We start from the raw sequence: 22805 nt of genomic DNA on the forward strand, positions 1-22805 counted from the left end.
ATGGATTTACTCTGTTGGGCCATATTGCCAGCGCGGTAAGCGTTTCTCCAGGAAGGCGGCCACCCCTTCACGCTGGTTGGCATCGCTAAAGAGATCGAGAAACAGCGACCGCTCAAGGGGCAAGGCTGCATCCCGCGGGCCACTGCGGCCCTGATTGATCAGGGTTTTGCACGCGCGCAGGGCGCTCGGGCTCTGGCGCTCCACCAGATGGGCCATCTGGTGCGCGGCCTCCCACGCCTGACCGGTTTTCACCACCTCCTCCACCAGCCCCATCTCGTAGGCCAGCGAGGCACTCACCTTCTCACCGCAGAGGATCATCCGCTTGGCCCAGCCCGGCCCCACCAGCTCGGTCAAACGCTGGGTGCCACCAGCACAGGGAAGCAAGCCCACCGAAGCTTCCGGCAGTCCCAGCAACGCCTGCTGCTCGGCGATGCGGATATCACAAGCCAGCGCCACTTCCAGGCCACCGCCCATGGCATAACCATTGATGGCGGCGATACTGACGCCGTGAAAGCGGGCCAGCGCCTCGAAGGCCTTGCCAAAGGCCTCGGCTACTTCGCGGGCCAGCTCGACATTCCCTTCGACAAACATATTGAGGTCGGCACCGGCGCAGAAAAATTTGTCGCCAGCCCCGCGGATCACCAGCGCCACCACATCGGGACGACTGTCGAGCTCCACCATCATCTGCAAAAAGGCCTGCAGGCTGGCGAGAGTCCAGGTGTTGGCAGGGGGATGGTCGAGGGTGATATAGGCCACGTGGCCATGATATTCGAGTCTGAACCTTGTCATAACATTGTCCTTGTCGATGAAGCTGCCGCCATGATGACAGGCTTGAATGACACCAACCTGTGGCTGGCTCACGAAGCCGAAACCGGCATGGCATGGTGCAAATCGGGTGGCAGGCAACACACCCTTGATGCGACCACCGGTTAGCCCAGCGACAAGCCGGGATCGGCCAGCAGGCGGCGCGCGATGATGAGTCGCATCACCTCGTTGGTGCCCTCCAGAATGCGGTGTACCCGGGTATCGCGCAGATAGCGCTCGAGCGGATACTCGCGGATATAACCATAGCCGCCAAAGAGTTGCAGAGCCTCATCACAGATTCGATAACCCACATCGGTGGCAAACCGTTTGGCCATGGCACACCAGGCACTCTTGTCGGGTGCCCCGCGATCCAGCTTGTCGGCGGCCTGACGTACCAGCAAGCGGGCGGCAGCCAGCTCGGTCGCCATATCGGCCAGGCGAAACTGCACGCTCTGGAATTCACTGATCGGGTGACCAAATTGCTGGCGCTGCTGCACATAGGCCAGCGCATCGTCCAGCGCCTGCTGGGCGGTGCCCACCGAACAGGTGGCAATATTGATGCGACCACCATCGAGGGCCTGCATGGCGAACTTGAACCCTTCCCCCTCCTCACCCAGCCGGTAGCGGGCGGGAATTCGCACTCCGTTGAACGCCACTTCCCGGGTCGGCTGGCTGTTCCAGCCCATCTTCTCTTCGGGCTTGCCATAGACGATGCCCGCGCTATCTGCCGGCACCATAAAGGCAGAGATCCCCTTCGCACCTTCACCACCGGTACGGGCCATCACCACCAGCACGTCAGTGCTGCCCGCTCCCGAGATAAAGACCTTGGTTCCCTCGATGAGGTAGCTATCACCCTCGCGCACCGCCCGGGTCTTGAGTGCCGCAGCATCGGAACCCGCCCCCGGCTCGGTGAGGCAATAGGAGCCCAGCAATTCGCCGCTAGCCAGTTTCGGAACCCACTCTTTGGCAACCACGGTGGGCAACCAGCTACCCAGCATCCAGCTCACCATGTTGTGAATGGTCAGATACGCCGTGGTCGAGGTACAGCCCATGGCGAGGCGTTCGAAGATGAGGCTCGCATCGAGGCGCGGCAGCCCCAATCCGCCAAACGGCTCCGGGGTATAGAGGCCACAAAAACCTAGCTCTGCCGCCTGCTTGATGGTCGGGATCGGAAACTCATGCTCCTTGTCCCAGCGCGCGGCATGGGGTTTGAGCGCCTCATCGGCAAAGGCGGCGGCCGCCTCCACATACGCCTGTTGATCATCGGTCAGGGTAAAATCCATCTTGTCGTTCGCTCCCTTGTTGCCCCGCGCTTATTTTCCTGAGTTAGCGCTTTATGACGCGGCGCCCACACGCTGCGTCAGTCGGATCTGCCACTATGGCGCTGTTGTCGTGGTAGCTGATGACTCTTTCACTACCACCGCTTTATCGACACACAACAGATTAACAATTGATTTACGTTTACGCTAACGTAAACTTGTGGCAGAAGTGAAGTACAAAATGGACCGACCACTGCCAGCCGTAACGCCGAGTCAGCCGGTCGAACCAACCTTCCAAACCGACTGTCATATCCGTAAGGAGAGCATGGATGCAGATGGATGAGACCCTGTGCGCCCTGACCGAGCAGGTCGAGGCCTTCTGCCAGAAAGTGATCGCGCCGCGCGCCAGCGAGATAGATCAAAGCAACGTCTTCCCCCGCGATCTCTGGCCCCGCATGGGTGAGCTGGGTCTGCACGGCATCACGGTGGCGGAGGAGTATGACGGGGTGAACCTCGGCTATCTGGCCCACGTGCTGGTGATGGAGCAGGTGAGCCGCGCCAGCGCCTCGGTCGGCCTCTCCTACGGCGCCCACTCCAACCTCTGCATCAACCAGATCCACCGCCACGGCACGGCGGAGCAGAAAGCGCGCTACCTGCCCCCGCTGGTGAGCGGCGAGCATGTGGGGGCGCTGGCCATGAGCGAACCGGGCGCCGGCTCCGACGTGGTCAGCATGCGTCTCACCGCGGTGCGCGAGGGGGATCACTTCGTGCTCAATGGCAACAAGATGTGGATCACCAACGGCCCGGATGCCGACACTTTCGTCATCTATGCCAAGACCGATCCCGCCGCCGGTCCCAAAGGGATTTCTGCCTTTATCGTCGAGGCGGGGACCCCCGGTTTCTCCACCGCCCAGAAGCTCGACAAGCTCGGCATGCGCGGATCCAGCACCTGCGAGCTGGTGTTCGACAACTGCCGGGTGCCGCAAGCGAACCTGCTGGGCCCCTTGCATGGCGGGGTCAAGGTGCTGATGAGCGGGCTCGATTACGAGCGGGTGGTGCTGGCGGCGGGTCCCCTTGGCATCATGCAGGCCTGCATGGACGTGGTGCTGCCCTATGTGCGCGAGCGCAAGCAGTTTGGCCAGCCCATCGGCGAGTTCCAGCTGGTGCAGGGCAAGCTCGCCGACATGTATACCCGCCTCGCCAGCAGCCGGGCGCTGGTCTATTCGGTGGCGAGCGCCTGCGATCAGGGCCGCACCAGCCGCAAGGATTGCGCCGCCGCCATCCTGTTTGCCGCCGAAAATGCCACCCAGATGGCGCTCGATGCCATCCAGCTGCTCGGCGGCAACGGCTATACCAACGAATACCCCACCGGCCGCCTGCTGCGGGACGCCAAGCTCTACGAGATCGGCGCCGGCACCTCGGAGATCCGCCGCTGGCTCATCGGCCGCGAGCTGATGGGAGATAACGCATGAGCAGGATCCACTCCCGCCTCGACACCGCCAGCCCCGACTATGAGGCCAATCGGGCCGCCATGCAGGACCTGGTCGACGATCTCAATGCCCGTCTGGAGGAGATAGCCTTGGGCGGCGGTGCTGCCAACAACGCCCGCCATCAGGCCCGTGGCAAGCTGCTGCCCCGCGAGCGCATCAACCAGCTGCTGGACCCGGGTTCCCCCTTTCTCGAGCTCTCGGCGCTGGCTGGCTGGCAGGTCTATGACGAACCAGTGCCCGCCGCCGGCATCATCACCGGCATCGGCCGGGTCTCGGGCAGACTCTGCATGCTGGTGGTGAACGATGCCACCGTGAAGGGCGGCACCTACTACCCGCTCACGGTGAAAAAACACCTGCGTGCCCAAGCCATCGCCGAGCGGCTGCGCCTCCCCTGCCTCTATCTGGTAGATTCCGGCGGCGCCTTCTTGCCGATGCAGGACGAGGTGTTCCCCGACCGGGATCACTTTGGCCGCATCTTCTACAACCAGGCCCGCATGTCGGCCCAGAACATTCCCCAGCTGGCAGTGGTGATGGGGCTCTGCACCGCTGGCGGCGCCTATGTGCCCGCCATGGCTGATGAATCCATCATGGTCAGGGAGCAAGCCACCATCTTTCTGGCGGGTCCGCCGCTGGTCAAGGCCGCCACCGGTGAGGAGATCAGCGCCGAAGCCCTGGGTGGCGCCGAAGTACACTGCGCCCACTCCGGCGTTGCTGATCATATGGCCCGTGACGATGCTCATGCGCTGGCCATCGCCCGCACGCTGGTTACTCATCTGGGTAACGAGCCGATAGAGAGCAGCCCCGGCTACGAGCCCCCCTGCTACCCGATCGAGGAGCTCTATGGTCTGGTGGGCACCAGTCTCAAACGCCCTTACGACGCCCGCGAACTAATTACACGACTGGTGGATAGCTCTGACTTTGACGAATTCAAGGCGCTGTTCGGCACCACTCTGGTGACCGGCTTTGCCCGTATTTGCGGCATGGAAGTGGGGATCCTAGCCAACAACGGCGTGCTGCACAGCGACAGCGCCCAGAAGGGGGCCCACTTTATCCAGCTCTGTAATCGCCGCGCCATCCCGCTACTCTTTTTGCAGAACATCACCGGCTTTATGGTGGGGAGCAGCGCAGAAAAGGAGGGGATCGCCAAGCACGGCGCCAAGCTGGTCACCGCGGTGGCCTGCAGCCGGGTGCCCAAGATCACCCTGCTCGTCGGCGGCAGCTTTGGTGCCGGCAACTACGGCATGTGTGGCCGCGCCTATGAACCCGATTTTCTCTTTAGCTGGCCCAACAGCCGCATCTCCGTCATGGGGGGCGAGCAGGCGGCCGGAGTGCTGGTGCAGGTGCGTCGGGACAAGCTGACTGCCGAGGGCAAAGAGTTGAGCGAGCAGGAGGCGGCCGCCATCCGTGCCCCGGTGATCGAGCAGTATGAGCGCCAGGGTCACCCCTACTACGCCAGCGCCCGCCTCTGGGATGATGGCGTCATTGACCCGGCCCAGAGCCGCACCGTGCTGGCGCTGGCGCTCGCCGCCTGTCAGGGTGCCCGCATTGAACCCGAGCGGTACGGCATCTTCCGGATGTAAGGAGCAAACCTATGTCAGATCCACTTACTTCCTCCCAGACCCCATTTCGGCTGGAGCGGCATGGCCCGCTGGCCGAGCTGGTGCTGTCGCGCCCGGCCCGTCACAACGCCTTTGATGCCGACCTGATGCTGGGGCTGCTCGACTGCCTCGATGACCTGGCCCATCTCCATGGTCATGATCTCGCCGAACGTCCTCACGCCCTGCTGCTACGTGCCGAGGGAAAACACTTTTGCGCAGGCGCCGACCTCAATTGGATGCGTAATCTGGCCCACGCCGATTTCGAACACAATCGCGAAGACGCCCGGGTACTGGCCCGGCTGATGCAGACCCTCGACGAGCTCCCCTTCCCCACGGTAGCTCTGGTGCAGGGGGCCGCCTATGGCGGGGCGCTCGGCCTTATCTGCGCCTGCGATCTGGTGCTGGCCAGCGATGATGCCCGCTTCTGCCTCTCAGAGGTGAGCCTGGGTCTGGCGCCTGCGGTGATCAGCCCCTACGTGGTGCGCACTATGGGGATGCGTCAGGCGCGCCGCTACATGCTCACTGCCGAGCCGTTCGATGCCATTACCGCCTGTCGGCTCAATGTGGCACACCAACTCTGCAAACCGGATCAACTGCTGGCGGAGGGGCGGGCGCAGGCCCTTCGTCTGTGCCGCAACGGGCCGGAGGCAATGAAAGAGACCAAACGGCTGCTGGCGGCGATAGAAGCCCATCCTTCCCGCCTGCACGAAGAAAAAACCGTCGAGACCATCGCCCGGGTTCGGGTGGGGCTCGAAGCCCAGGAGGGGATGCAAGCCTTCTTCGACAAACGTCCTCCCGCCTGGCGTCCCCGTTTCAAGGATGAGACATGACCCATCACATTCAGATTAAACGCCTGCTAATTGCCAATCGCGGCGAAATCGCCGTGCGCATCATCAAGACGGCGAAACGCCTCGGCATTCACACCATCGCCCTCTACTCCGATGCCGACGCCCTTGCCATGCACACCCGTCTGGCCGATGAGGCCTGGCATCTGGGGCCGGCCCCCGCCCGGGAGAGCTACCTCGACACCGGCAAGGTCCTGCGCATCGCCCAGCAGGCGAACGCCGACGCCATCCACCCGGGCTACGGTTTCCTGTCCGAAAACAGCGATTTTGCCACCGCCTGCGAGCAGCGGGGCGTGCGCTTCATCGGCCCAAGCGGCGCCGCCATTCTCGCCATGGGCGACAAGTCGGGCGCCAAGGCGCTGATGCAGGCAGCCGGCGTGCCGGTGCTGCCCGGTTATCACGGTGCGGATCAGCACCCCGACTTTTTGCGCGATCAGGCGAGCCAGGTGGGCTTCCCGCTCCTTATCAAGGCGGCCAGCGGCGGCGGTGGCAAGGGAATGCGCCGGGTCGATCAGCTGGCCGACTTTGACGACGCCCTGGCGGCGGTCAAGCGGGAGGCAAGCGCCGCCTTCGGTGACGACCACGTGCTGCTGGAGCGCTATCTCGCCCGCGCCCGCCACGTGGAGGTGCAGGTGTTTGCCGATACCCTTGGCAACGCCATCTATCTGGGAGACCGGGACTGCTCGTTGCAGCGCCGCCACCAGAAGGTGATCGAGGAGGCCCCTGCCCCCGACATCGCACCGGCGCTGCGCCGTGCCATGGGCGAGGCCGCCGTCGCCGCAGCCCGGGCCATCACATATCGGGGAGCCGGCACCATCGAGTTTCTGCTGTGCGGGGAGGAGTTCTTCTTCATGGAGATGAACACCCGGCTGCAGGTGGAGCACCCGATCACCGAGGCCGTCACCGGCCAGGATCTGGTGGCCTGGCAGCTGGCGGTGGCCGAAGGTAAGCCGCTGCCACTCACCCAGGATGAGGTGGTGCTGCGCGGCCACGCGGTGGAGGCGCGCCTCTACGCCGAGGACGTGGCCGCCGGTTTTCTGCCCGCCAGCGGCCCCATCAATTGGCTCCACTGGCCGGCCGGCGTGCGCATCGACACCGGCGTCGGCGCCGGCGATGCGGTGAGCCCCTATTACGACCCCATGATCGCCAAGCTGATCGCCCACGCACCGAGCCGCAGCGAGGCCTTTGCCTGCCTGGCCGACGCGCTGGCGGCGCTGGAACTCGGCCCCCTGGTGCACAACGGCCCGCTGTTGCTGCGCCTGTGCGAAGAGCCAGAAGTATTGGCCATGGGCCACCACACCCAGTGGCCCATTCCCACCGACACTCTGCCCGTCCCGGCGCTCGCCTGGCCGCTCGCCGCCCTCTGGCTCGCCAGTCGCGAGCACGGCGCCTCCCCCTGGCAGCAGGCCGCAGGCTTTCGGCTGGGCCCCACCCGCAGCTTTAGCGCAGCGGTGCGCATCGGCGAGGAGGCCCGCGTGCTGACCCTCGCCGAGCGGGCAGGCAGCCTGCTCTGGCAGGGCGAGCAGATCCCGTTCGAGCTCGGGGCGGATCAGATCCGCCTGCAGCAAGCCGGCAGCTGGCAGCGCTACCCGCTACACGCCCTCGGCGAGGACGACTATCTGCTGCACCTGGCGGGCAGGCGCATCCGCTTTTCGGCCGATGATCAACATCATCAGCTGCACCATGATCACGAGGCGGGCGACGCCCCCGGCATCCTGGCCCCCATGCACGGCATCGTCGTGGCGTTGCAGGTCGAGGCCGGCCAGCCGGTCAGCAAGGGGCAGCCCCTGCTGGTGCTGGAAGCGATGAAGATGGAACACGTCCTCAAGGCCGACCGGGATGGGGTGATCGAAGCGCTGCAGTGCCGCCAGGGCGAACAGGTGAGTCAGGGCGCCCTGCTGGTGCGCTTTGCCGAGCAGCATACCGCGCAGGAGGAGCGCTCATGAGCCGAGCACAGGAGAACCGGGACGACAAGGTCAGCCTGGTGGAGATGGGGCCGCGGGACGGCCTGCAAAATGAAGCCGCGACCCTCTCGCTGGTGCAACGGCTGGAGCTGATCCAGCGCCTTACCGACAGCGGTCTGCAGCGCATCGAGGTCGGTGCCTTTGTCTCTGCCAAAAAGGTGCCGCAGATGGCGGATTCCGCCGCACTGTTCAACGCCCTGCCGCGCAGAGGGCCGACCCGCTATGGCGCCCTGGTGCCCAATCTACAGGGTCTGCAGGCAGCCATTGCCGCCCGCGCCGACGAGATAGGCCTCTTCACCGCCTGCTCCGACGGTTTTACCCGGGCCAACATTGGCATCAGCGTGGAGGAGTCGCTGGTGCGCTTCGCCCCGCTGGTGCAGGAGGCGCGCAGCCTCGGCATCAAGGTACGCGGCTACCTCTCCACCGTCATCGCCTGCCCGTTCGATGGCCCGACCCGGCCCAAGCGGGTCGCCGCCATGGCCGAGCGACTGCTGGATCTGGGCTGCCACGAGATATCCCTCGGCGACACCATCGGCGTCGGCACCCCGGGCACGGTGGCACCCATGCTGGATGCGGTGTTGCACGAGATCCCGGCCGGCCGGCTCGCGGTCCATTTTCACGACACCTATGGCCAGGGGTTGGCCAACCTGCTGCCGGCGCTGGAGCGCGGCATCCGCACCATCGACAGCTCGGTGGCCGGGCTTGGCGGCTGCCCCTATGCCCCCGGCGCCTCCGGCAACGTCGCCTCGGAGGAGGTGGTCTACCTGCTGCACGGCCTTGGCATGAGCACCGGCGTCGATCTCGACCAGCTGGCTGCCACCGGCCAGTGGGTGAGCGAGCAGCTCGGCCGCCCCAACGGCTCGCGGGTCGGTCAGGCTCTGCACGCCAATGCCGAGCGGCTGCGGGCCCGCCTCTGCCAGCCACTCTCCCGGCAACAGGAGTCATAACCATGTCCCGTTCCCAGCCCGGCAAGGAGATCACCTACAGCATCTCGGAGCTGGCCCACGAGTTTGATGTTACGCCGCGCACCATCCGCTACTACGAGGACGAAGGGCTGCTCACCCCCCAGCGGGAGGGGCAAACACGCATCTACAGCCATCGGGACAAAATCCGGCTCAAGTTGACCCTGCGCGGCAAACGGCTGGGGTTTAGCCTGGCCGAGATCCGCGAGCTGTTCGATATGTATGACACTGACAAATCGAGCAAAACCCAGCTCCACTCCATGATCCAGCTGATCGAGGAAAAGCGCCGTGCCCTGCACCAGCAGCTGGTAGATATCCAGATGGTAATGAGCGAATTGAGCTCAGCCGAACAACGCTGCCTTAATTCTCTTGACTGCTTGAAAAGCGATACAGATTAACCGAATCTGGGATCATGTCATTACCTTGGTGATCTCATGAAATATTGGTGCTGGTTATTGCTGTTACTCAGCCTGCCTGGTTGGAGCCATCCCCTCATCAAGGTTGGCGGCTATCCCTATGCCCCCTTTGTGGTCAAACTCTCTGACTCACACTATGAAGGACTGACGCTGGATCTTATCGACCAACTCAACGCAGTACAGAAAGAGGTGACCTTCATTTTTGTCCCCACCTCGGCAGCCAACCGCTACAAGGCGCTCGATATGGGGCGTTTCTCACTGATGCTGTTTGAAGACACCAAGTGGGGCTGGGACACAGATAAATTCAAAATGACAGCCCCCTTCCTCGGTGGTGGCGAGGTCTATGTGGCCCTGAACAAAGCGGGACGGGATCAACGCTTTTTCGATGACCCCTCCCGGCACCACCTTATAGGGGTGACCGGCTACCACTATGGCGTCGGTCAATTCAATGCCGATCCCGTTTACCTGCAGCGCAAGCTCAATATCACCCTGGTCAAGGACAACGCCAGTGCCCTGCAAGCCCTGCTCAAAGGACGTGGTGAGGTAGCCATTCTCAACGTCTCCTACCTTAACCAGTATCTGCTGGCCCATCCCGGTACTGCCGAGCGACTTCTTGTCTCTGACAAATGGGACCAACAGTATCAGCACCGCGCCATTCTTCACCCTGCGGCCTCCATTACCCCTGCCCAGCTGGAACAGTGGTTGGCTGCGCTGCAACAAAAGGGGGAACTGGATCGCCTTTGGACAAAGTACGGCGTACAACAGCACGCAACCCCATGATTACTATCCAGCTTTTCTGTACCATGGCGGGAACCAAATGGGAGTGCACCAAATGAACACTACCGAGCCCGCGTTCCCCAAGCTCCGCTTGCTTCGCTACCTTGCCTACGCTTTCCTGCTGCTTCTTATCCTGATCACCCTGCTGCTGTGGCAAACCCCCCGTCTGATCCAGCGCTATCTGCCCGGCTGGCTGGCCGAACACTACGGCCTGCAGCTGACGCTGGGGGAGATTGACGTAGGTCTGCGCAACCCTTCTATCTCCCTCGGCGCGACTGCCCTGCTCGATGCCAAGCAGCAGCCCATCATCGGTTTTGAACAGCTCTTTATCACCCCAAACCTGCAAGCCAGCTGGCAGCAGAAAGGGGTCGTGCTTTCCGCCGTCACCCTGACCAAACCCGTGGTACAGCTGCAACGGCTGGCAGACAAAAAGGGGGATGTTCGACTCAATCTGACCGATGCACTGGCCACCCTGCTCTCCCCTGCCCCCTCCCCCAAGCCCGAAACAGCCAGCGCCCCGCTACTGGTCGACATTGCCAGCATCGCAGTCACTGACGGCCATGTGCGCTATCAAGATCAGCGCAAGGAAAGCGAACCCGGCTGGTTGCCACCCCTCAATCTGGAAAAAGTGGCCCTCAAGCTCGATAACCTGCGCACCGAGGCAAATCACCCGACCGCCTATCAGCTGAACGCCGCCATCAACGGCAAAAGCAGTCTCTCCGCTCACGGCAAACTCGCTGTGATGAGCGGCATGGGTCAGGGCAAGGTGAGCCTCAAACAGGTCGAGCTGAAACCCTTCGCCCCGCTCTGGGCACCCTATCTCAAGCTGGATCTGGCCAAGGGCCACGCCAATGCAGAGGTGGAGTACCAGCTTAAAGAGGGCAAGCAAGGGGTGCTGTGGCAATTGTCCAAAGGCAAGCTGACGCTGGACAACTGGCAGCTTAAAAAACACCAGGGCGACGAGTTTGCCCGCTTCGGACAGCTGGCGCTTAGCGATCTGGCTGTCGATGGCCAGAAACAGTCGATCCAGATCGGCAAGGTGACCCTGCAACACCCTCTGATCAAGGCCACCCTCAACCCACAGCAGGAACTGGATCTGGCTGACTTGCTGATTGAACAGGCCCCCGCCAAACAGGTCAAAGGGGCCAACGCCGCAAACGAGGTGGCCAACAATGCGGCGCCCAAGTCGGCACAACAAACAAAAGCAGCCGATAACGGCAAGAAACAAGGGGCAGACAAACCCTGGCAGTGGCAAATCAAGCAGATCCTTATCGACAAGGGCGATCTCACCCTCACCGAATCGAGCAGCGGCAAACCGCAGGCACGCCAGCTCTCCGGCCTCAAGTTGGCGCTGGGGCCACTGGGCAGCAAGGGGGAGCAACCGAGCAAACTGACTCTGGCCACCCAGTTCAACCAGAGCAGCCCCCTCGCCTTTGATGGCCAACTGACCCTGAGCCCCTTCACCCTTAGCGGCGACATCAACCAGCAGGGGCTACCCCTCACGCTGGCACAACCCTATCTGGCCGATCTGGTACGCATCAAGGTGCAAAACGGGCTGCTGAGCAGCAAGACCCGCCTCGATCTCGCCACCACCGCCCAAGGAGGTCTCAGCAAGCTGACCCTGCAAGGGGGGCTCGACGTCAACGGGCTCAAGGTGGTCGATCGGGCAGACAATCAGCGGCTGCTGGAGTTCAACACCCTGGCTCTCACCGGTCTGACGTACGACGGCATCAGCCAGCAGATGCGGATCAAGGAGATTACCCTGAACAAGCCCTTCGCCCGCATCGAGATCAACGAGGATGGCACCACCAACCTGCAACAGCTGCTGTTGCCGCAACCGGCGGCAACCAAAAGTACTCACGCGACGGCAGGCAGCAAGGCTTCCGACTTTCGTTTCACCATTGACCAGCTCCGTACCGAGCAGGGCAACCTGCGCTTTGCCGACCGCAGCCTGAGTCAGGATTTTGTGGCCGATATCGCCTCGCTGGGCGGCCAGAGCCGTCATATCAGCAATATTCCGGGGCAACGCTCCGATCTCGCCTTCAACGGCAAGGTGGATCGCTATGCGCCGGTGACCATTCGCGGCGGTACCAACTTGCTGGTGGCCAACCCGATCCTCGACATCGCGGTGGCCTTCCACAATCTGGAACTCACCACCTTTACCCCCTATTCGGGCACCTATGCCGGTTATGCCATCGACAAGGGGCAGCTCTCCATGAAACTGCACTACAAGCTGGAGGGCAATCGGCTGGAGGGGGATAACGACATCACCATCAAGAAGCTGCAACTGGGCGAGAAGATCAAGAGCGATCAGGCCAAGGATCTGCCGCTGGGGCTGGCCATCGCCCTGCTAAGCGATGCCAACGGGGTGATACAGATGAACCTCAAGGTGAAGGGGGATCTCGATCAACCGGACTTCAGCATCGGCAATATCTTCTGGGATGTGCTGGGCAACACCCTGAGCAAGGCGATCACCTCCCCCTTCTCCCTGCTCGCCTCGCTGGCCGATGGCACCGAAGATCTCGACGAACTTCCCTTCCTGCCGGGGGATCCCGATCTCACCCCCACCCAGCAGGAGAAACTGGTCAAGCTGGCGCAGGCCCTCAAGGATAGACCCAAGCTCAGCATGAACATTCGCGGCAAGGTCAACTTCAACGAGGAGCGCCCCATCCTGCAACGGCAAAAGCTGGAACGGGTACTGGCCAAGCTCACCGGCAATCAGGCGGATCTCGACCTGCTGGAACAGGACCCCGCCCTGCAAGAGGCGCTGGCCCAGGCCTATGAAGAGCGCTTTGGCGAAGATCTGGAAGATCTGGCGGACCGCCTCCATCTGGATGAAGAGAGCACGGCACTGCGAGCCCAGGCGGTGATCCTGCTGCGTGATCAGCAGCTCATCACCGCCAAATCCCTGCGCAATCTCGCCATGCGCCGGGCGCAAAATACCAAGGAGTTTCTGGTCGACAGCCAGGGGATCGCCCCGGAGCGGCTGTTCGTGCTCGACAGCCAGGTCAAGGAAGAGGACAAGGAAGCCAAAGTGATCCTGACACTGGATCAGTGACGCCGCCGCACTTCGTAAAAAGCGTAATAAAAATACAACCCCTCAACTATTTTGACACCTTTTGCTCACCAAACAGCCTGCCTTGGTGAGCATTTGGCCTCTGATGCAAATAATCACGTAGTTTTTTTACGATTTATCCCCATTGCCCCCTTGCGGGCGCGCCACAGCCTGCCTAAAATCGCGCGTCTTTTGTTAACCCCCACCTCTATTTTTGGAGAACGCCACGTGAGCGAAAAATTGGCCAACCCTGCCCCTCTGGGTCTGATGGGTTTCGGTATGACCACCATCCTGCTGAACATCCATAACGCAGGTTTCTTCCCCATCAGCGCCATGATCCTGGCCATGGGCCTGTGCTACGGCGGCATCGCCCAGATCATTGCTGGCATCATGGAGTACAAGCGTGGCAACACCTTCGGTGTGACCGCGTTCACCTCCTACGGCCTGTTCTGGCTGAGCCTGGTGTTCCTGCTGATCATGCCGACCATGGGTCTGGCCGAAGCCACTCCGCACGCCTACATGGGTTGGTATCTGCTGATGTGGGGCATGTTCACCCTGTTCATGCTGGTTGGCACCATCAACTACCCGCGCGCCAAGCAGTTCGTGTTCGCCTCCCTGACCGTGCTGTTCTTCCTGCTGGCCGCCCGTGACTTCACCGGCAGCACCCTGATCGGCACCATCGCCGGTTTCGAAGGCATCATCTGTGGCGCCAGCGCCATCTACCTGGCCATGGCCACCGTGATCAACGAGCAGTTCGGCCGCACCGTGATGCCGATCGGCGATCACAAGAAAGCCGCCGCCGTACAGCTGAAAGCCGCTGCCTGATAGGCAAGCCACTCAGATTGTAAAAAAGGCACCCTCGGGTGCCTTTTTGCTATCTCGAATAACCATTCAACCGAGCGGTTATCAGCTAAGTGACCCGGCGTCCACCTCCCCCGCCAGCAAGCGGGTTGCGGGGAAACGCTGCGCGGGATCCTGGCTAAAGAACTGGCTCAGTTGCCGGTATACCGCGGGATAGACCTGCTGCAGCCGCAGTGGATCGGTAAAGAAACATTCGCAGCTGACGGCAAAAAATTCGGCGGGATGTTCGGCGGCATAGGGATCGATGGCAGTTACCTCATCCCGATCTAGCTGCTGGCACAGCGCATCGAAGGCAGTCTGAAATGCCTGTTGCCACAGCTGGCTGCTCATCTGCCCCGGCAACGGCGGCGCACCGTCCGCCTCACCGCCCAGCATATCGAGCTTGTGGGCCAGCTCGTGGATCACCAGATTAAAGCCGTCCCAGTCGCCATCTTGCTGCAGCTCGCGCCAGGCCAGCACCAGCGGCCCTTGCGGCCAGGATTCACCGGCGTTCTCCTCTTCCACTTCGCTCACCAGCCCGAACTCATCTTGTACCTCCTGCCTGCGCGTGACAGGTTCGGGAATGATGATGATTTCGTGAAAGCCGCGATACCAGTCAGCCCCAAGATGCAAGATGGGCAGCGCCGCCTGAAGCGCCAGCACCGCCAGTTGGCGTGGGCTGAGCTCTACCCCGATCAGGGTCAGGGTCTTGCGCTTGAGTAGCTGTTGCCCCAAGCCGATAAGCGTCGTCTGCTCGGTGTCGCTGAGCCCTTGCAAGATGGGCACAGCCGCCAGAGCCTGACGCCACAGCGCCAACTCATCCTCACTCATGGGCGTTTGCGGGCGACCACCCAGCCATTTGAACCATCCCAGCACGCCTACTCCTTCTTTTGATGCAAACAACAGGTCACAGCAGTTTGACGAACCGTTTCGGCCTCTCCAGATAATCCTGCGCCAGATAGAAACGGTGGGCCGCCTCGCGCTTGAGACTACTGGATAGCTCCAGCTGGGCGCAACCTGCGGCCCGCGCCATCGCTTCGGCGCCCTTGAGCAGGGCTGCGCCCACTCCCGCCCCTCTTGCCCCTTCATCGACAACCAGCGCCGAGATCAGGCCCCAAGCTGGTGCAACATGCAGCGGTGCCAGTTTGTGCCACACCAGCACACCGACCACCTTGTCGCCCTGGGAGGCGAGCAGCACAACGCTCGCGGGATCCGGCGCCAACAGGCGTGCCGTCACGTCAGCGCCTTCGGCAGGATACCCCAATTGGCTGAACAGGTGGGCGATTGCGCTCCCGTCGTCGGCCTCAGGGGAACGGATCGTCAACGTCTCAGGGTCATTTTTCATTGTTGGCCTCATGTTTGCTTTCCATTGTGTTACGCCCGTCACATTGTCTGGCGCAGATCAACAAGGAGGATCTCATCTTTACTCATAGAAAACGCTGCCTGCCATTATCCCCCCACCCTTGTCAATTCACAAATTTGCAACAAGGCAACATTTTTCGCTGGGAAGCACCGATACAACTCGATATGTTACAAGCCATGCATGGCGCGTGTTTGCGCTCTGCTTAACCCCTCAACCTCGCGCTCATTTGTTAACTGGATTGTTAACAAAAAGGGCCGAAAACAGTGACAGAGAGCGAGGCCAAGATCTCGCCAAGACAGCGCCACAAACACAACAAAGGAGTTGTTGTACATGAATGAAATCGTCAATGCCATCAATGGTGTAATCTGGAGCCCTGCGCTCATCTACCTGTGTCTGGGGGTCGGTCTTTACTTCTCCCTGCGCACCCGTTTTTTGCAACTGCGTCATATCAAAGAGATGGTGCGCCTGATGTTTGATGGCAAGAGTACCGATGCCGGTGTCTCCTCCTTCCAGGCGCTGGCCATGACCCTGGCCGGTCGCGTGGGTACCGGTAACATCGCCGGTGTGGCCACCGCCATCACCTTCGGTGGTCCGGGCGCCCTGTTCTGGATGTGGATGGTCGCCTTCCTCGGCGCCAGCTCTGCTTTCGTGGAGTCCACCCTAGGTCAGGTTTACAAAGAGAAGATCAACGGTGAATACCGCGGCGGCCCAGCCTTCTATATCGAGAAAGGGCTTGGCATGAAGTGGTACGCCTGGACCTTCGCCATCGCGACCGTATTCGCCTGCGGCGTGCTGCTGCCGGGGGTGCAGGCCAACTCCATCGGTTCAAGCCTGCAGACCGCCTTTAATATCGATCCGAACGTCACAGCCGCCGGTCTGGCGCTGCTGCTCGGCTTTATTATCTTCGGTGGCGTCAAGCGCATCGCCAACTTCGCCAGTACCGTAGTACCCTTTATGGCGCTGGGCTACATCATCGTGGCTTGCGTCATCATCGCCCTCAATATCGGCCAGCTGCCGGGCGTGATCCTGCTGATCTGGAAGAGCGCCTTCGGTCTGGATGCCGGTTTCGGTGCCATTCTGGGTCTGGCCATCATGTGGGGGGTAAAACGCGGGGTCTACTCCAACGAAGCGGGTCAGGGTACCGGGCCGCACGCCTCCTCTGCTGCGGCAGTGAGTCACCCGGCGAAGCAGGGTCTGGTGCAGGCGTTCTCCGTCTATATCGACACCCTGTTCGTCTGCTCCGCCACCGGCTTTATGCTGCTGATAACCGGCCTCTATAACGTACAAGGGCCGGACGGCGCCGCCATCTACACGGGTATTGCCGGTATCGCAGCAGGCCCGGGCTATGTGCAGACCGCCATGGAGAGCATGATGCCGGGCTTTGGCAGCATTTTCGTGGCCATCGCGCTGTTCTTCTTCGCGTTCACCACCATCGTTGCCTACTACTACATCGCCGAAACCAACATCGCCTACATCAACCGCAAGATAAATCGCCCCTGGCTCACCTTCTTGCTGAAGATTGCGCTGATGGCTGCCACTGTCTACGGCACCGTCAAGACGGCAGATCTAGCGTGGGGCATGGGTGATATCGGGGTCGGCCTGATGGCATGGCTCAACATCATCGCCATCCTGCTGCTGCAAAAAACCGCCTTCACCTGTCTGAAGGATTATGAAGCGCAGCAGGCACAAGGGATTGACCCCGTATTCCACCCGGAGAAGCTCGGCATCAAGAACGCCGATTACTGGGTGGGCAAACGCTCCGAAGAGAACTTGGAGCGGGAGAAATCGGGCCATCAGTTCGAGCCGGATCAGGATCGCAAGATCTCCTAAACCGACACGAAATAACCGTTCGATAAAAATGGCAGCCTCGGCTGCCATTTCTTTTTCCTGTCACCTCATCTCAGAGCGGATTGCGGCGCGGCCCGAAGGGCAGGCGCCAGCGAAACAGGCTGTTAAGGGTGGCCCGCCACTGATTGGGTCGCCCCAGGATCTGCTTTTGCAAGCGGGTCTCTTCTTTCAGCATCGCCTCATCGCTGCGGGCCCAGGCCTGACTGTAGAGCTGCTTGATCCCCGCCAGTGCATCCGGCGACTTGGTGATAAGAGTGCGGGCAAACTCCCGCGCCTCCACCAGCGGATCGGCGCAGACCCGACTCACCAGCCCGAGGGATTTGGCCTCGATGGCATCCAGCTCGCGCCCGCTCATGGCCAGCTCCATGGCGGTATCCACTCCCATCAGGTTGCGCATGGTGACGCTACCGCTCATATCGGGAATGATGCCCCACTTGATCTCCATCACCGAGAAGCGGCAATCGGGGGTGCTGAAGCGAAAATCGGCGCCGAGCGCAATCTGCAAGCCACCGCCAAAACAGACTCCCTGGGTCACCGCAATCACCGGCACCGGCAGCTGGTGCCAGCCATAGGCAACCCGCTGGGCCAGATTGGTCGCCTCGTCTGCTTCACGCTTGAGAATATCGAGCGCCGCTACCGGCTGTCTCAGCATGGATTTCACATCCAGCCCGGCGCAGAAGGCCCGCCCCTCGCCGTGCAGGATCACCGCCCGCAGCCCCTTGTGCCGGGCGAGCTGCGTCAATGTCTCATCGATGGCGCTGAACATGGCGCGGTCCAGCGCATTGAGTTTATCCCCCCGCATCAGCATCACTTCGGCAATACCGTCGTGGATCTCGCACTTGATCCTTGGTTTTTCCATCTCCCTTATCCTCTCCTTGATCACTGAAATTGACTCACTGGTCATACCACCACGTTATCAGAGTGTGAACAGGCGGTACAGCTGAGACTAAAGTCGGCTGGTCGCCTCCCCCTCCCTTTGTCACACTGGGAGCAGCATGAGTGCCGCAAGCCAGCAGAGGACGCTGTCATGTCAACCCTGTTCAATTTTGCCAGACCACCGTTCGACCGACTGGATGAGGAGGCGCGCGAACGGCTCTCCCGTCACCTCTCGCTCTGCTATTTTCGGGCCGGAGATCTGCTGCTAAAAGAGGGGGACGAGCCTCCCGGCCTCTATCTCATCATCAAGGGGGCGGTGGAAGAGTCGGCCCCTCACCACCAGTTTGGTGATTACGGGGTTGATGACCTGTTCGATGTGCGCGCCCAGTTTGATGGTCGCTGCCGCCACCGCTTCACCGCGCTGGAAGATAGCCTCTGCCAACTCATTCCTCGCCACACCTTTCTGGCGCTCTGTGAGCAGGATCCGCAGTTTGCCAGCTACTTCACCGCCAATCTGGCCGAGCGGCAGCGCCAGCAGGAGCAACGCGAACAGCTGGGGCAGAAGAATCTGGCGGAATTTATCCTGACCCGCATCGAACCCGGCCACCTGCAGGCACCGCTTATCGTCGACAGCAAGCTGTCACTACTGGCGGCGACCGAAGCCATGGTGAGCAAGGGAACCGATTGCCTGCTCTACCCGGCCCACGACGGCTCTCTCACGCTGGCAACCCGCAAGACCCTGCTCCACGCCCTGACTCTCAAGGGATTGCCGCTGACGGCCCCCCTCTCGGTGCTGACTCCCACGCCCTTGATTGGTCTGCCGCTGGAGAGCTATCTGTTTGATGCCCTGCTGCTGATGACCCGCCATCGCATCAAGCGACTGGTGGTGTGGCGCGGCAACGAGGTGGCGGGCATCTTGCAACTGACCCAGGTGCTGGGGCTCTTCTCGACCCACTCCCACGTGCTGACGTTACGTATCGCCCGCGCCGACAGCCTGCCGACGTTGGAGGCAGTCGCCCGCGAGCAGCAACAATTGACCCGCTCGCTGTTTGCTCAGGGGATCCACACCGCATTTTTGATGAAGCTCATCGCCACCATCAACGAGCAACTGATCGCCAAAGCCTTTGCGCTGGTGATCCCCCCCGAGGTGCAGGATAAGGTCTGCCTGCTGATGCTGGGCTCGGAGGGGCGCGGCGAGCAGATCCTCAAAACCGATCAGGACAACGCCCTGATCCTGCCAGAGGGGCTGGCATGGCCCACCCAGGCAGCCGATCTGGCCGAATTCAGCGCCCTGCTGGAGCACCTCGGCTACCCGCTGTGCCCCGGGCAGGTAATGGTGAACAATCCGGCCTGGGTAAAAACAGGCGATGAGTGGCAAAGCGCCATTGCCAGCGCCTGTACCACGGCAAATGAGGATGAGCTGCTCTGGCTCGCCACCCTGGCCGATGCTCACCCCATAGCAGGGGATCGTCAGCTCCATCTGCCTGTTGCCAGAGCGCTGCGCGAGCAGTTGGCGGACAGGCGGGATCTGCTGGCGGAGATGGTGCGACCGGCGGTGGCCTTTCATGCCCCCCTCACTCTGTTTGGCAGGCTGGAGCAGCCACCGGAAGGGCTGGATCTCAAGCGGGGCGGCCTGTTTCCGCTGGTGCACGGTATCCGCATGCTGGCCCTTGAGGCTGGCATTCTGGAGACCTCAACCCTGGGGCGTATCGATGCGCTGGTGGCAGCCGATCGGCTCAGTGCCGACTATGGCAGCAATCTGGCAGAGGCGTTTCGGCTCTTTATCCGGCTGAGGCTGCGCAGCCAGCTCAAGGGGGGCAATAGTCGGGTGCAGACAAGCGAGCTTAGCCACAGCGAGCGGGATCTGTTGCGTCAGGCGCTGCATCAGGTTAAGAAGTTCCAGCAGTGGCTCACCTTGCACTTTCGTCTGAGACAATAGCCATGTTGAGCCGCGTTCGACGCTACTGGTATGGCCGTGCGTTCCGAACTGGCGAGTTCGCGCCGCTCTTTGCCACCCCACCGGAAGATGAACGGATCGCCCTCGATTTCGAGACCACCAGTCTCGATCCCGAGCAGGCCGAGATCGTCTCCATCGGGGCGGTGCGCATTCAGGGCAACCGGCTGCTGACCGGTGAGGCCCTCGCCATCAAGGTACAGCCACCGGCCAGCCTGACCAGCCAATCTGTGGTGATCCACGGTCTGCGCCATCAGGATCTGCAACAGGGAATGGAGCTGGAAGCCGCGCTGCGCCTGCTGCTCGACTATATCGGCCCGCGCGAACTGGTGGGCTATCACATCGCCTACGATCTGCGCATTCTCAATCTCGCCTGCCAAAAATTGTGGGGATTGACCCTGCCCCAGCGAGGGATCGAGGTGAGCCAGCTTTATCATGACCACCTCTATCGCCGCTACCCCGATGCTGCGATTGACCTCCACTTGAGTGCCATCTGCCGTCACTTGGCGCTGCCCCCCCTGCCCGCCCACGATGCCCTTGCCGATGCCACCACGGCCGCGCTCATCTACCTGCGCCTGACCTGCGGCTCGCCGCTCACTTATCCCAAAGTCTAATTGTCGAGAAATAACATTTAATTCACATTTTGCTTACATGAGCAGATTGCCTGCTCGTCGGGGTTACCCCATCCACCGCTGACACTCATGTCATGGAGAACTGCAATGGAACAGCAAAGCTATCTTAGGATCCAGCAAGATCCCAACTTCCAGGAGCTGGTCGCCAAGCGCCAGCGTTTTGCCTGGGCCCTCTCGGCTCTGATGCTGGGACTCTACCTGGCGTTTATTCTGCTCATCGCCTTTGCCCCCGGTTGGCTCGGCACCCCCTTGAGCGAAGGGTCGACCATTACTCGCGGCATTCCTGTCGGGGTAGGATTGATCCTCTCCTCCTTCGTGTTGACCGGCGTCTATGTCTTTCGCGCCAACGGCGAGTTTGATGAACTGAACCAGAAGATCCTCAAAGGGGTGCAATCATGAAAGGCAAGTTGCTGCTGTTGACCTCACTGGCCTCCTCTCCCCTGCTGGCGGCCGATGCAATCTCTGGCGCCGTGGAGCGTCAGCCCCTTAATGTCGCCGCCATCGTGATGTTTCTGGTGTTTGTGGCCGCTACCCTGTTCATCACCTACTGGGCCTCCAAGCGCAACCGCTCGGCTTCCGACTACTATGCTGCCGGTGGCCGTATCACCGGCTTCCAGAACGGTCTGGCCATCGCCGGTGACTATATGTCCGCCGCCTCCTTCCTCGGGATCTCCGCGCTGGTCTACACCTCCGGCTATGACGGCCTCATCTACTCCATCGGCTTTCTGGTGGGCTGGCCCATCATTCTGTTCCTGATCGCCGAACGGCTGCGCAATCTCGGCAAATACACCTTCGCAGATGTCGCCTCCTATCGTCTGAAGCAGACTGAAGTGCGTACCCTCTCCGCCTGCGGCTCGCTGGTGGTGGTCGCCCTCTACCTGATCGCCCAGATGGTCGGTGCCGGCAAACTGATCGAGCTGCTGTTTGGCCTGCAATACCATGTGGCCGTGGTGCTGGTCGGTATCCTGATGGTGCTCTACGTGCTGTTTGGCGGCATGCTGGCCACCACCTGGGTGCAGATCATCAAGGCAGTGATGCTGCTCTCTGGTGCGTCCTTCATGGCCATCATGGTGATGAAGTCAGTCAACTTCGACATCGGCGCCCTGTTTAGCGAAGCGGTCAAAGTGCACGAGAAAGGCTCCGCCATCATGAGCCCGGGCGGGCTGGTCTCCGACCCCATCTCCGCCATCTCGCTCGGTCTGGCATTGATGTTCGGTACCGCCGGCCTGCCCCACATCCTGATGCGCTTCTTCACCGTAAGTGACGCCAAAGAGGCGCGTAAATCGGTGTTCTACGCCACAGGCTTTATCGGTTACTTCTACATTCTCACCTTCATCATCGGTTTTGGCGCCATCTTGCTGGTGAGCACCAACCCGGCCTTCAAGGATGCCACCGGCGCCCTGCTGGGCGGCACAAACATGGCAGCCGTCCACCTGGCTGATGCAGTGGGTGGAAGTCTGTTCCTTGGCTTCATCTCTGCCGTGGCATTTGCCACCATTCTGGCGGTAGTCGCCGGATTGACCCTGGCCGGTGCCTCTGCGGTCTCCCATGACCTCTATGCCAGCGTGTTGAAGAAGGGCAAGGCCAACGAGACCGATGAACTGCGCGTCTCCAAGATGACGACTCTGGTGCTGGGTGTGGTTGCCATTGGTCTGGGGATCCTGTTCGAGAAGCAGAACATCGCCTTCATGGTCGGTCTGGCCTTCTCCATCGCCGCCAGCTGCAACTTCCCGGTGCTGTTCCTCTCCATGTTCTGGTCACGCCTGACCACCCGTGGCGCCGTCTACGGTGGCTGGCTGGGACTGGCGAGCGCAGTGACCCTGATGATCCTGGGTCCGACCGTGTGGGTGAAAGTGCTGGGCCATGCCCAGGCCATCTTCCCCTACGAATACCCTGCCCTCTTCTCCATGGGGTTGGCATTCATCGGGATCTGGTTCTTCTCCATCACTGACAGCTCCCAGAACGCCGCCGACGAGCATGCCAAGTTCCTGCCGCAGTTCGTTCGCTCCCAGACCGGGCTGGGTGCCTCTGGCGCCACCTCCCACTAACAGATCAAGTTCATCCTTCCAAGCCGGCTTCGCGCCGGCTTTTTTTATTGCCCATCAATCGGCTGCACGCCCCG

19 protein-coding genes are annotated in these 22805 nt (G+C 61.6%); 14 read left to right on the plus strand and 5 right to left on the minus strand.

Annotated features, from left to right (window positions below):
• Positions 1 to 6 precede the first annotated feature (6 nt).
• Positions 7 to 789 carry an enoyl-CoA hydratase gene (locus G5315_RS01835; RefSeq protein WP_421230763.1) on the minus strand — a complete coding sequence of 261 codons (783 nt, stop codon included), beginning with the start codon at positions 787 to 789 and terminating at the stop codon, positions 7 to 9.
• A 140-nt stretch (positions 790 to 929) separates the two neighbouring features.
• Complete coding sequence (locus tag G5315_RS01840; RefSeq protein WP_421309724.1) at positions 930 to 2087, minus strand: acyl-CoA dehydrogenase family protein; 1158 nt, start codon at positions 2085 to 2087, stop codon at positions 930 to 932.
• Positions 2088 to 2392: 305 nt separating this feature from the next.
• On the opposite strand from G5315_RS01840, the gene G5315_RS01845 reads away from it, so the two are divergent.
• From G5315_RS01845 to G5315_RS01885, 9 genes are all read left to right on the plus strand, one after another.
• Positions 2393 to 3535, plus strand: coding sequence for an isovaleryl-CoA dehydrogenase (locus G5315_RS01845; RefSeq protein ID WP_421332231.1), 1143 nt, complete (start codon positions 2393 to 2395; stop codon positions 3533 to 3535).
• Positions 3532 to 5133 carry a carboxyl transferase domain-containing protein gene (locus tag G5315_RS01850; protein ID WP_421332232.1) on the plus strand — a complete coding sequence of 534 codons (1602 nt, stop codon included), beginning with the start codon at positions 3532 to 3534 and terminating at the stop codon, positions 5131 to 5133. Before G5315_RS01845 ends, G5315_RS01850 begins: the two co-directional genes overlap by 4 nt.
• A gap of 11 nt (positions 5134 to 5144) precedes the next feature.
• Positions 5145 to 5981, plus strand: coding sequence for an enoyl-CoA hydratase-related protein (locus G5315_RS01855; RefSeq protein WP_421332233.1), 837 nt, complete (start codon positions 5145 to 5147; stop codon positions 5979 to 5981).
• Positions 5978 to 7942, plus strand: coding sequence for an acetyl/propionyl/methylcrotonyl-CoA carboxylase subunit alpha (locus G5315_RS01860; protein ID WP_421332235.1), 1965 nt, complete (start codon positions 5978 to 5980; stop codon positions 7940 to 7942). Before G5315_RS01855 ends, G5315_RS01860 begins: the two co-directional genes overlap by 4 nt.
• Positions 7939 to 8907 (plus strand): hydroxymethylglutaryl-CoA lyase, encoded by a 969-nt coding sequence (locus tag G5315_RS01865; protein WP_421332237.1) that lies wholly within the window; start codon positions 7939 to 7941, stop codon positions 8905 to 8907. Before G5315_RS01860 ends, G5315_RS01865 begins: the two co-directional genes overlap by 4 nt.
• A 2-nt stretch (positions 8908 to 8909) precedes the next feature.
• On the plus strand, positions 8910 to 9320 hold the full coding sequence (locus G5315_RS01870) for a MerR family transcriptional regulator (protein WP_421172162.1): 411 nt from the start codon (positions 8910 to 8912) through the stop codon (positions 9318 to 9320).
• Between the two features lie 36 nt (positions 9321 to 9356).
• Positions 9357 to 10118, plus strand: coding sequence for a substrate-binding periplasmic protein (locus G5315_RS01875; protein ID WP_421332239.1), 762 nt, complete (start codon positions 9357 to 9359; stop codon positions 10116 to 10118).
• A 52-nt stretch (positions 10119 to 10170) separates the two neighbouring features.
• On the plus strand, positions 10171 to 13173 hold the full coding sequence (locus G5315_RS01880; protein ID WP_421332240.1) for a DUF748 domain-containing protein: 3003 nt from the start codon (positions 10171 to 10173) through the stop codon (positions 13171 to 13173).
• 225 nt (positions 13174 to 13398) lie between these two features.
• On the plus strand, positions 13399 to 13995 hold the full coding sequence (locus G5315_RS01885) for an acetate uptake transporter (protein WP_005336948.1): 597 nt from the start codon (positions 13399 to 13401) through the stop codon (positions 13993 to 13995).
• An 81-nt stretch (positions 13996 to 14076) separates the two neighbouring features.
• On the opposite strand, the gene G5315_RS01890 is transcribed toward G5315_RS01885, so the two are convergent.
• Together G5315_RS01890 and G5315_RS01895 are read right to left on the minus strand one after the other, a co-directional pair.
• A complete protein-coding gene (locus tag G5315_RS01890; RefSeq protein WP_421332381.1) occupies positions 14077 to 14841 on the minus strand; it encodes a zinc-dependent peptidase in 765 nt (254 codons plus the stop codon).
• 76 nt (positions 14842 to 14917) lie between these two features.
• On the minus strand, positions 14918 to 15355 hold the full coding sequence (locus G5315_RS01895; RefSeq protein WP_421332241.1) for a GNAT family N-acetyltransferase: 438 nt from the start codon (positions 15353 to 15355) through the stop codon (positions 14918 to 14920).
• Positions 15356 to 15703: 348 nt separating this feature from the next.
• Between G5315_RS01895 and G5315_RS01900 the strand changes: the two genes are divergently transcribed.
• Positions 15704 to 17203: an alanine/glycine:cation symporter family protein gene (locus G5315_RS01900; RefSeq protein WP_266133921.1), complete on the plus strand. Its 1500-nt coding sequence runs from the start codon at positions 15704 to 15706 to the stop codon at positions 17201 to 17203.
• A 70-nt stretch (positions 17204 to 17273) separates the two neighbouring features.
• Here the strand turns inward: G5315_RS01900 and G5315_RS01905 are convergent, their stop codons facing one another.
• On the minus strand, positions 17274 to 18080 hold the full coding sequence (locus tag G5315_RS01905; protein ID WP_421332242.1) for a crotonase/enoyl-CoA hydratase family protein: 807 nt from the start codon (positions 18078 to 18080) through the stop codon (positions 17274 to 17276).
• Between the two features lie 168 nt (positions 18081 to 18248).
• On the opposite strand from G5315_RS01905, the gene G5315_RS01910 reads away from it, so the two are divergent.
• The 4 genes from G5315_RS01910 to G5315_RS01925 all read left to right on the plus strand — a co-directional run bounded on the left by G5315_RS01910 (position 18249) and on the right by G5315_RS01925 (position 22731).
• Positions 18249 to 20036 carry a putative nucleotidyltransferase substrate binding domain-containing protein gene (locus G5315_RS01910; RefSeq protein ID WP_421332244.1) on the plus strand — a complete coding sequence of 596 codons (1788 nt, stop codon included), beginning with the start codon at positions 18249 to 18251 and terminating at the stop codon, positions 20034 to 20036.
• A gap of 2 nt (positions 20037 to 20038) precedes the next feature.
• The gene (locus tag G5315_RS01915; protein ID WP_202005986.1) at positions 20039 to 20665 is read left to right on the plus strand and encodes a 3'-5' exonuclease; all 627 of its coding nucleotides are present in this window, start codon (positions 20039 to 20041) and stop codon (positions 20663 to 20665) included.
• A 105-nt stretch (positions 20666 to 20770) separates the two neighbouring features.
• Positions 20771 to 21082, plus strand: coding sequence for a DUF485 domain-containing protein (locus G5315_RS01920; protein ID WP_040068110.1), 312 nt, complete (start codon positions 20771 to 20773; stop codon positions 21080 to 21082).
• Positions 21079 to 22731 (plus strand): cation acetate symporter, encoded by a 1653-nt coding sequence (locus G5315_RS01925; RefSeq protein WP_040068108.1) that lies wholly within the window; start codon positions 21079 to 21081, stop codon positions 22729 to 22731. The genes G5315_RS01920 and G5315_RS01925 overlap by 4 nt, the downstream gene beginning before the upstream one ends.
• The last annotated feature ends 74 nt before the right edge of the window (positions 22732 to 22805 follow it).

Source organism: Aeromonas sp. 603607 (genome assembly GCF_049171595.1).
Classification (GTDB): domain Bacteria; phylum Pseudomonadota; class Gammaproteobacteria; order Enterobacterales; family Aeromonadaceae; genus Aeromonas; species Aeromonas veronii.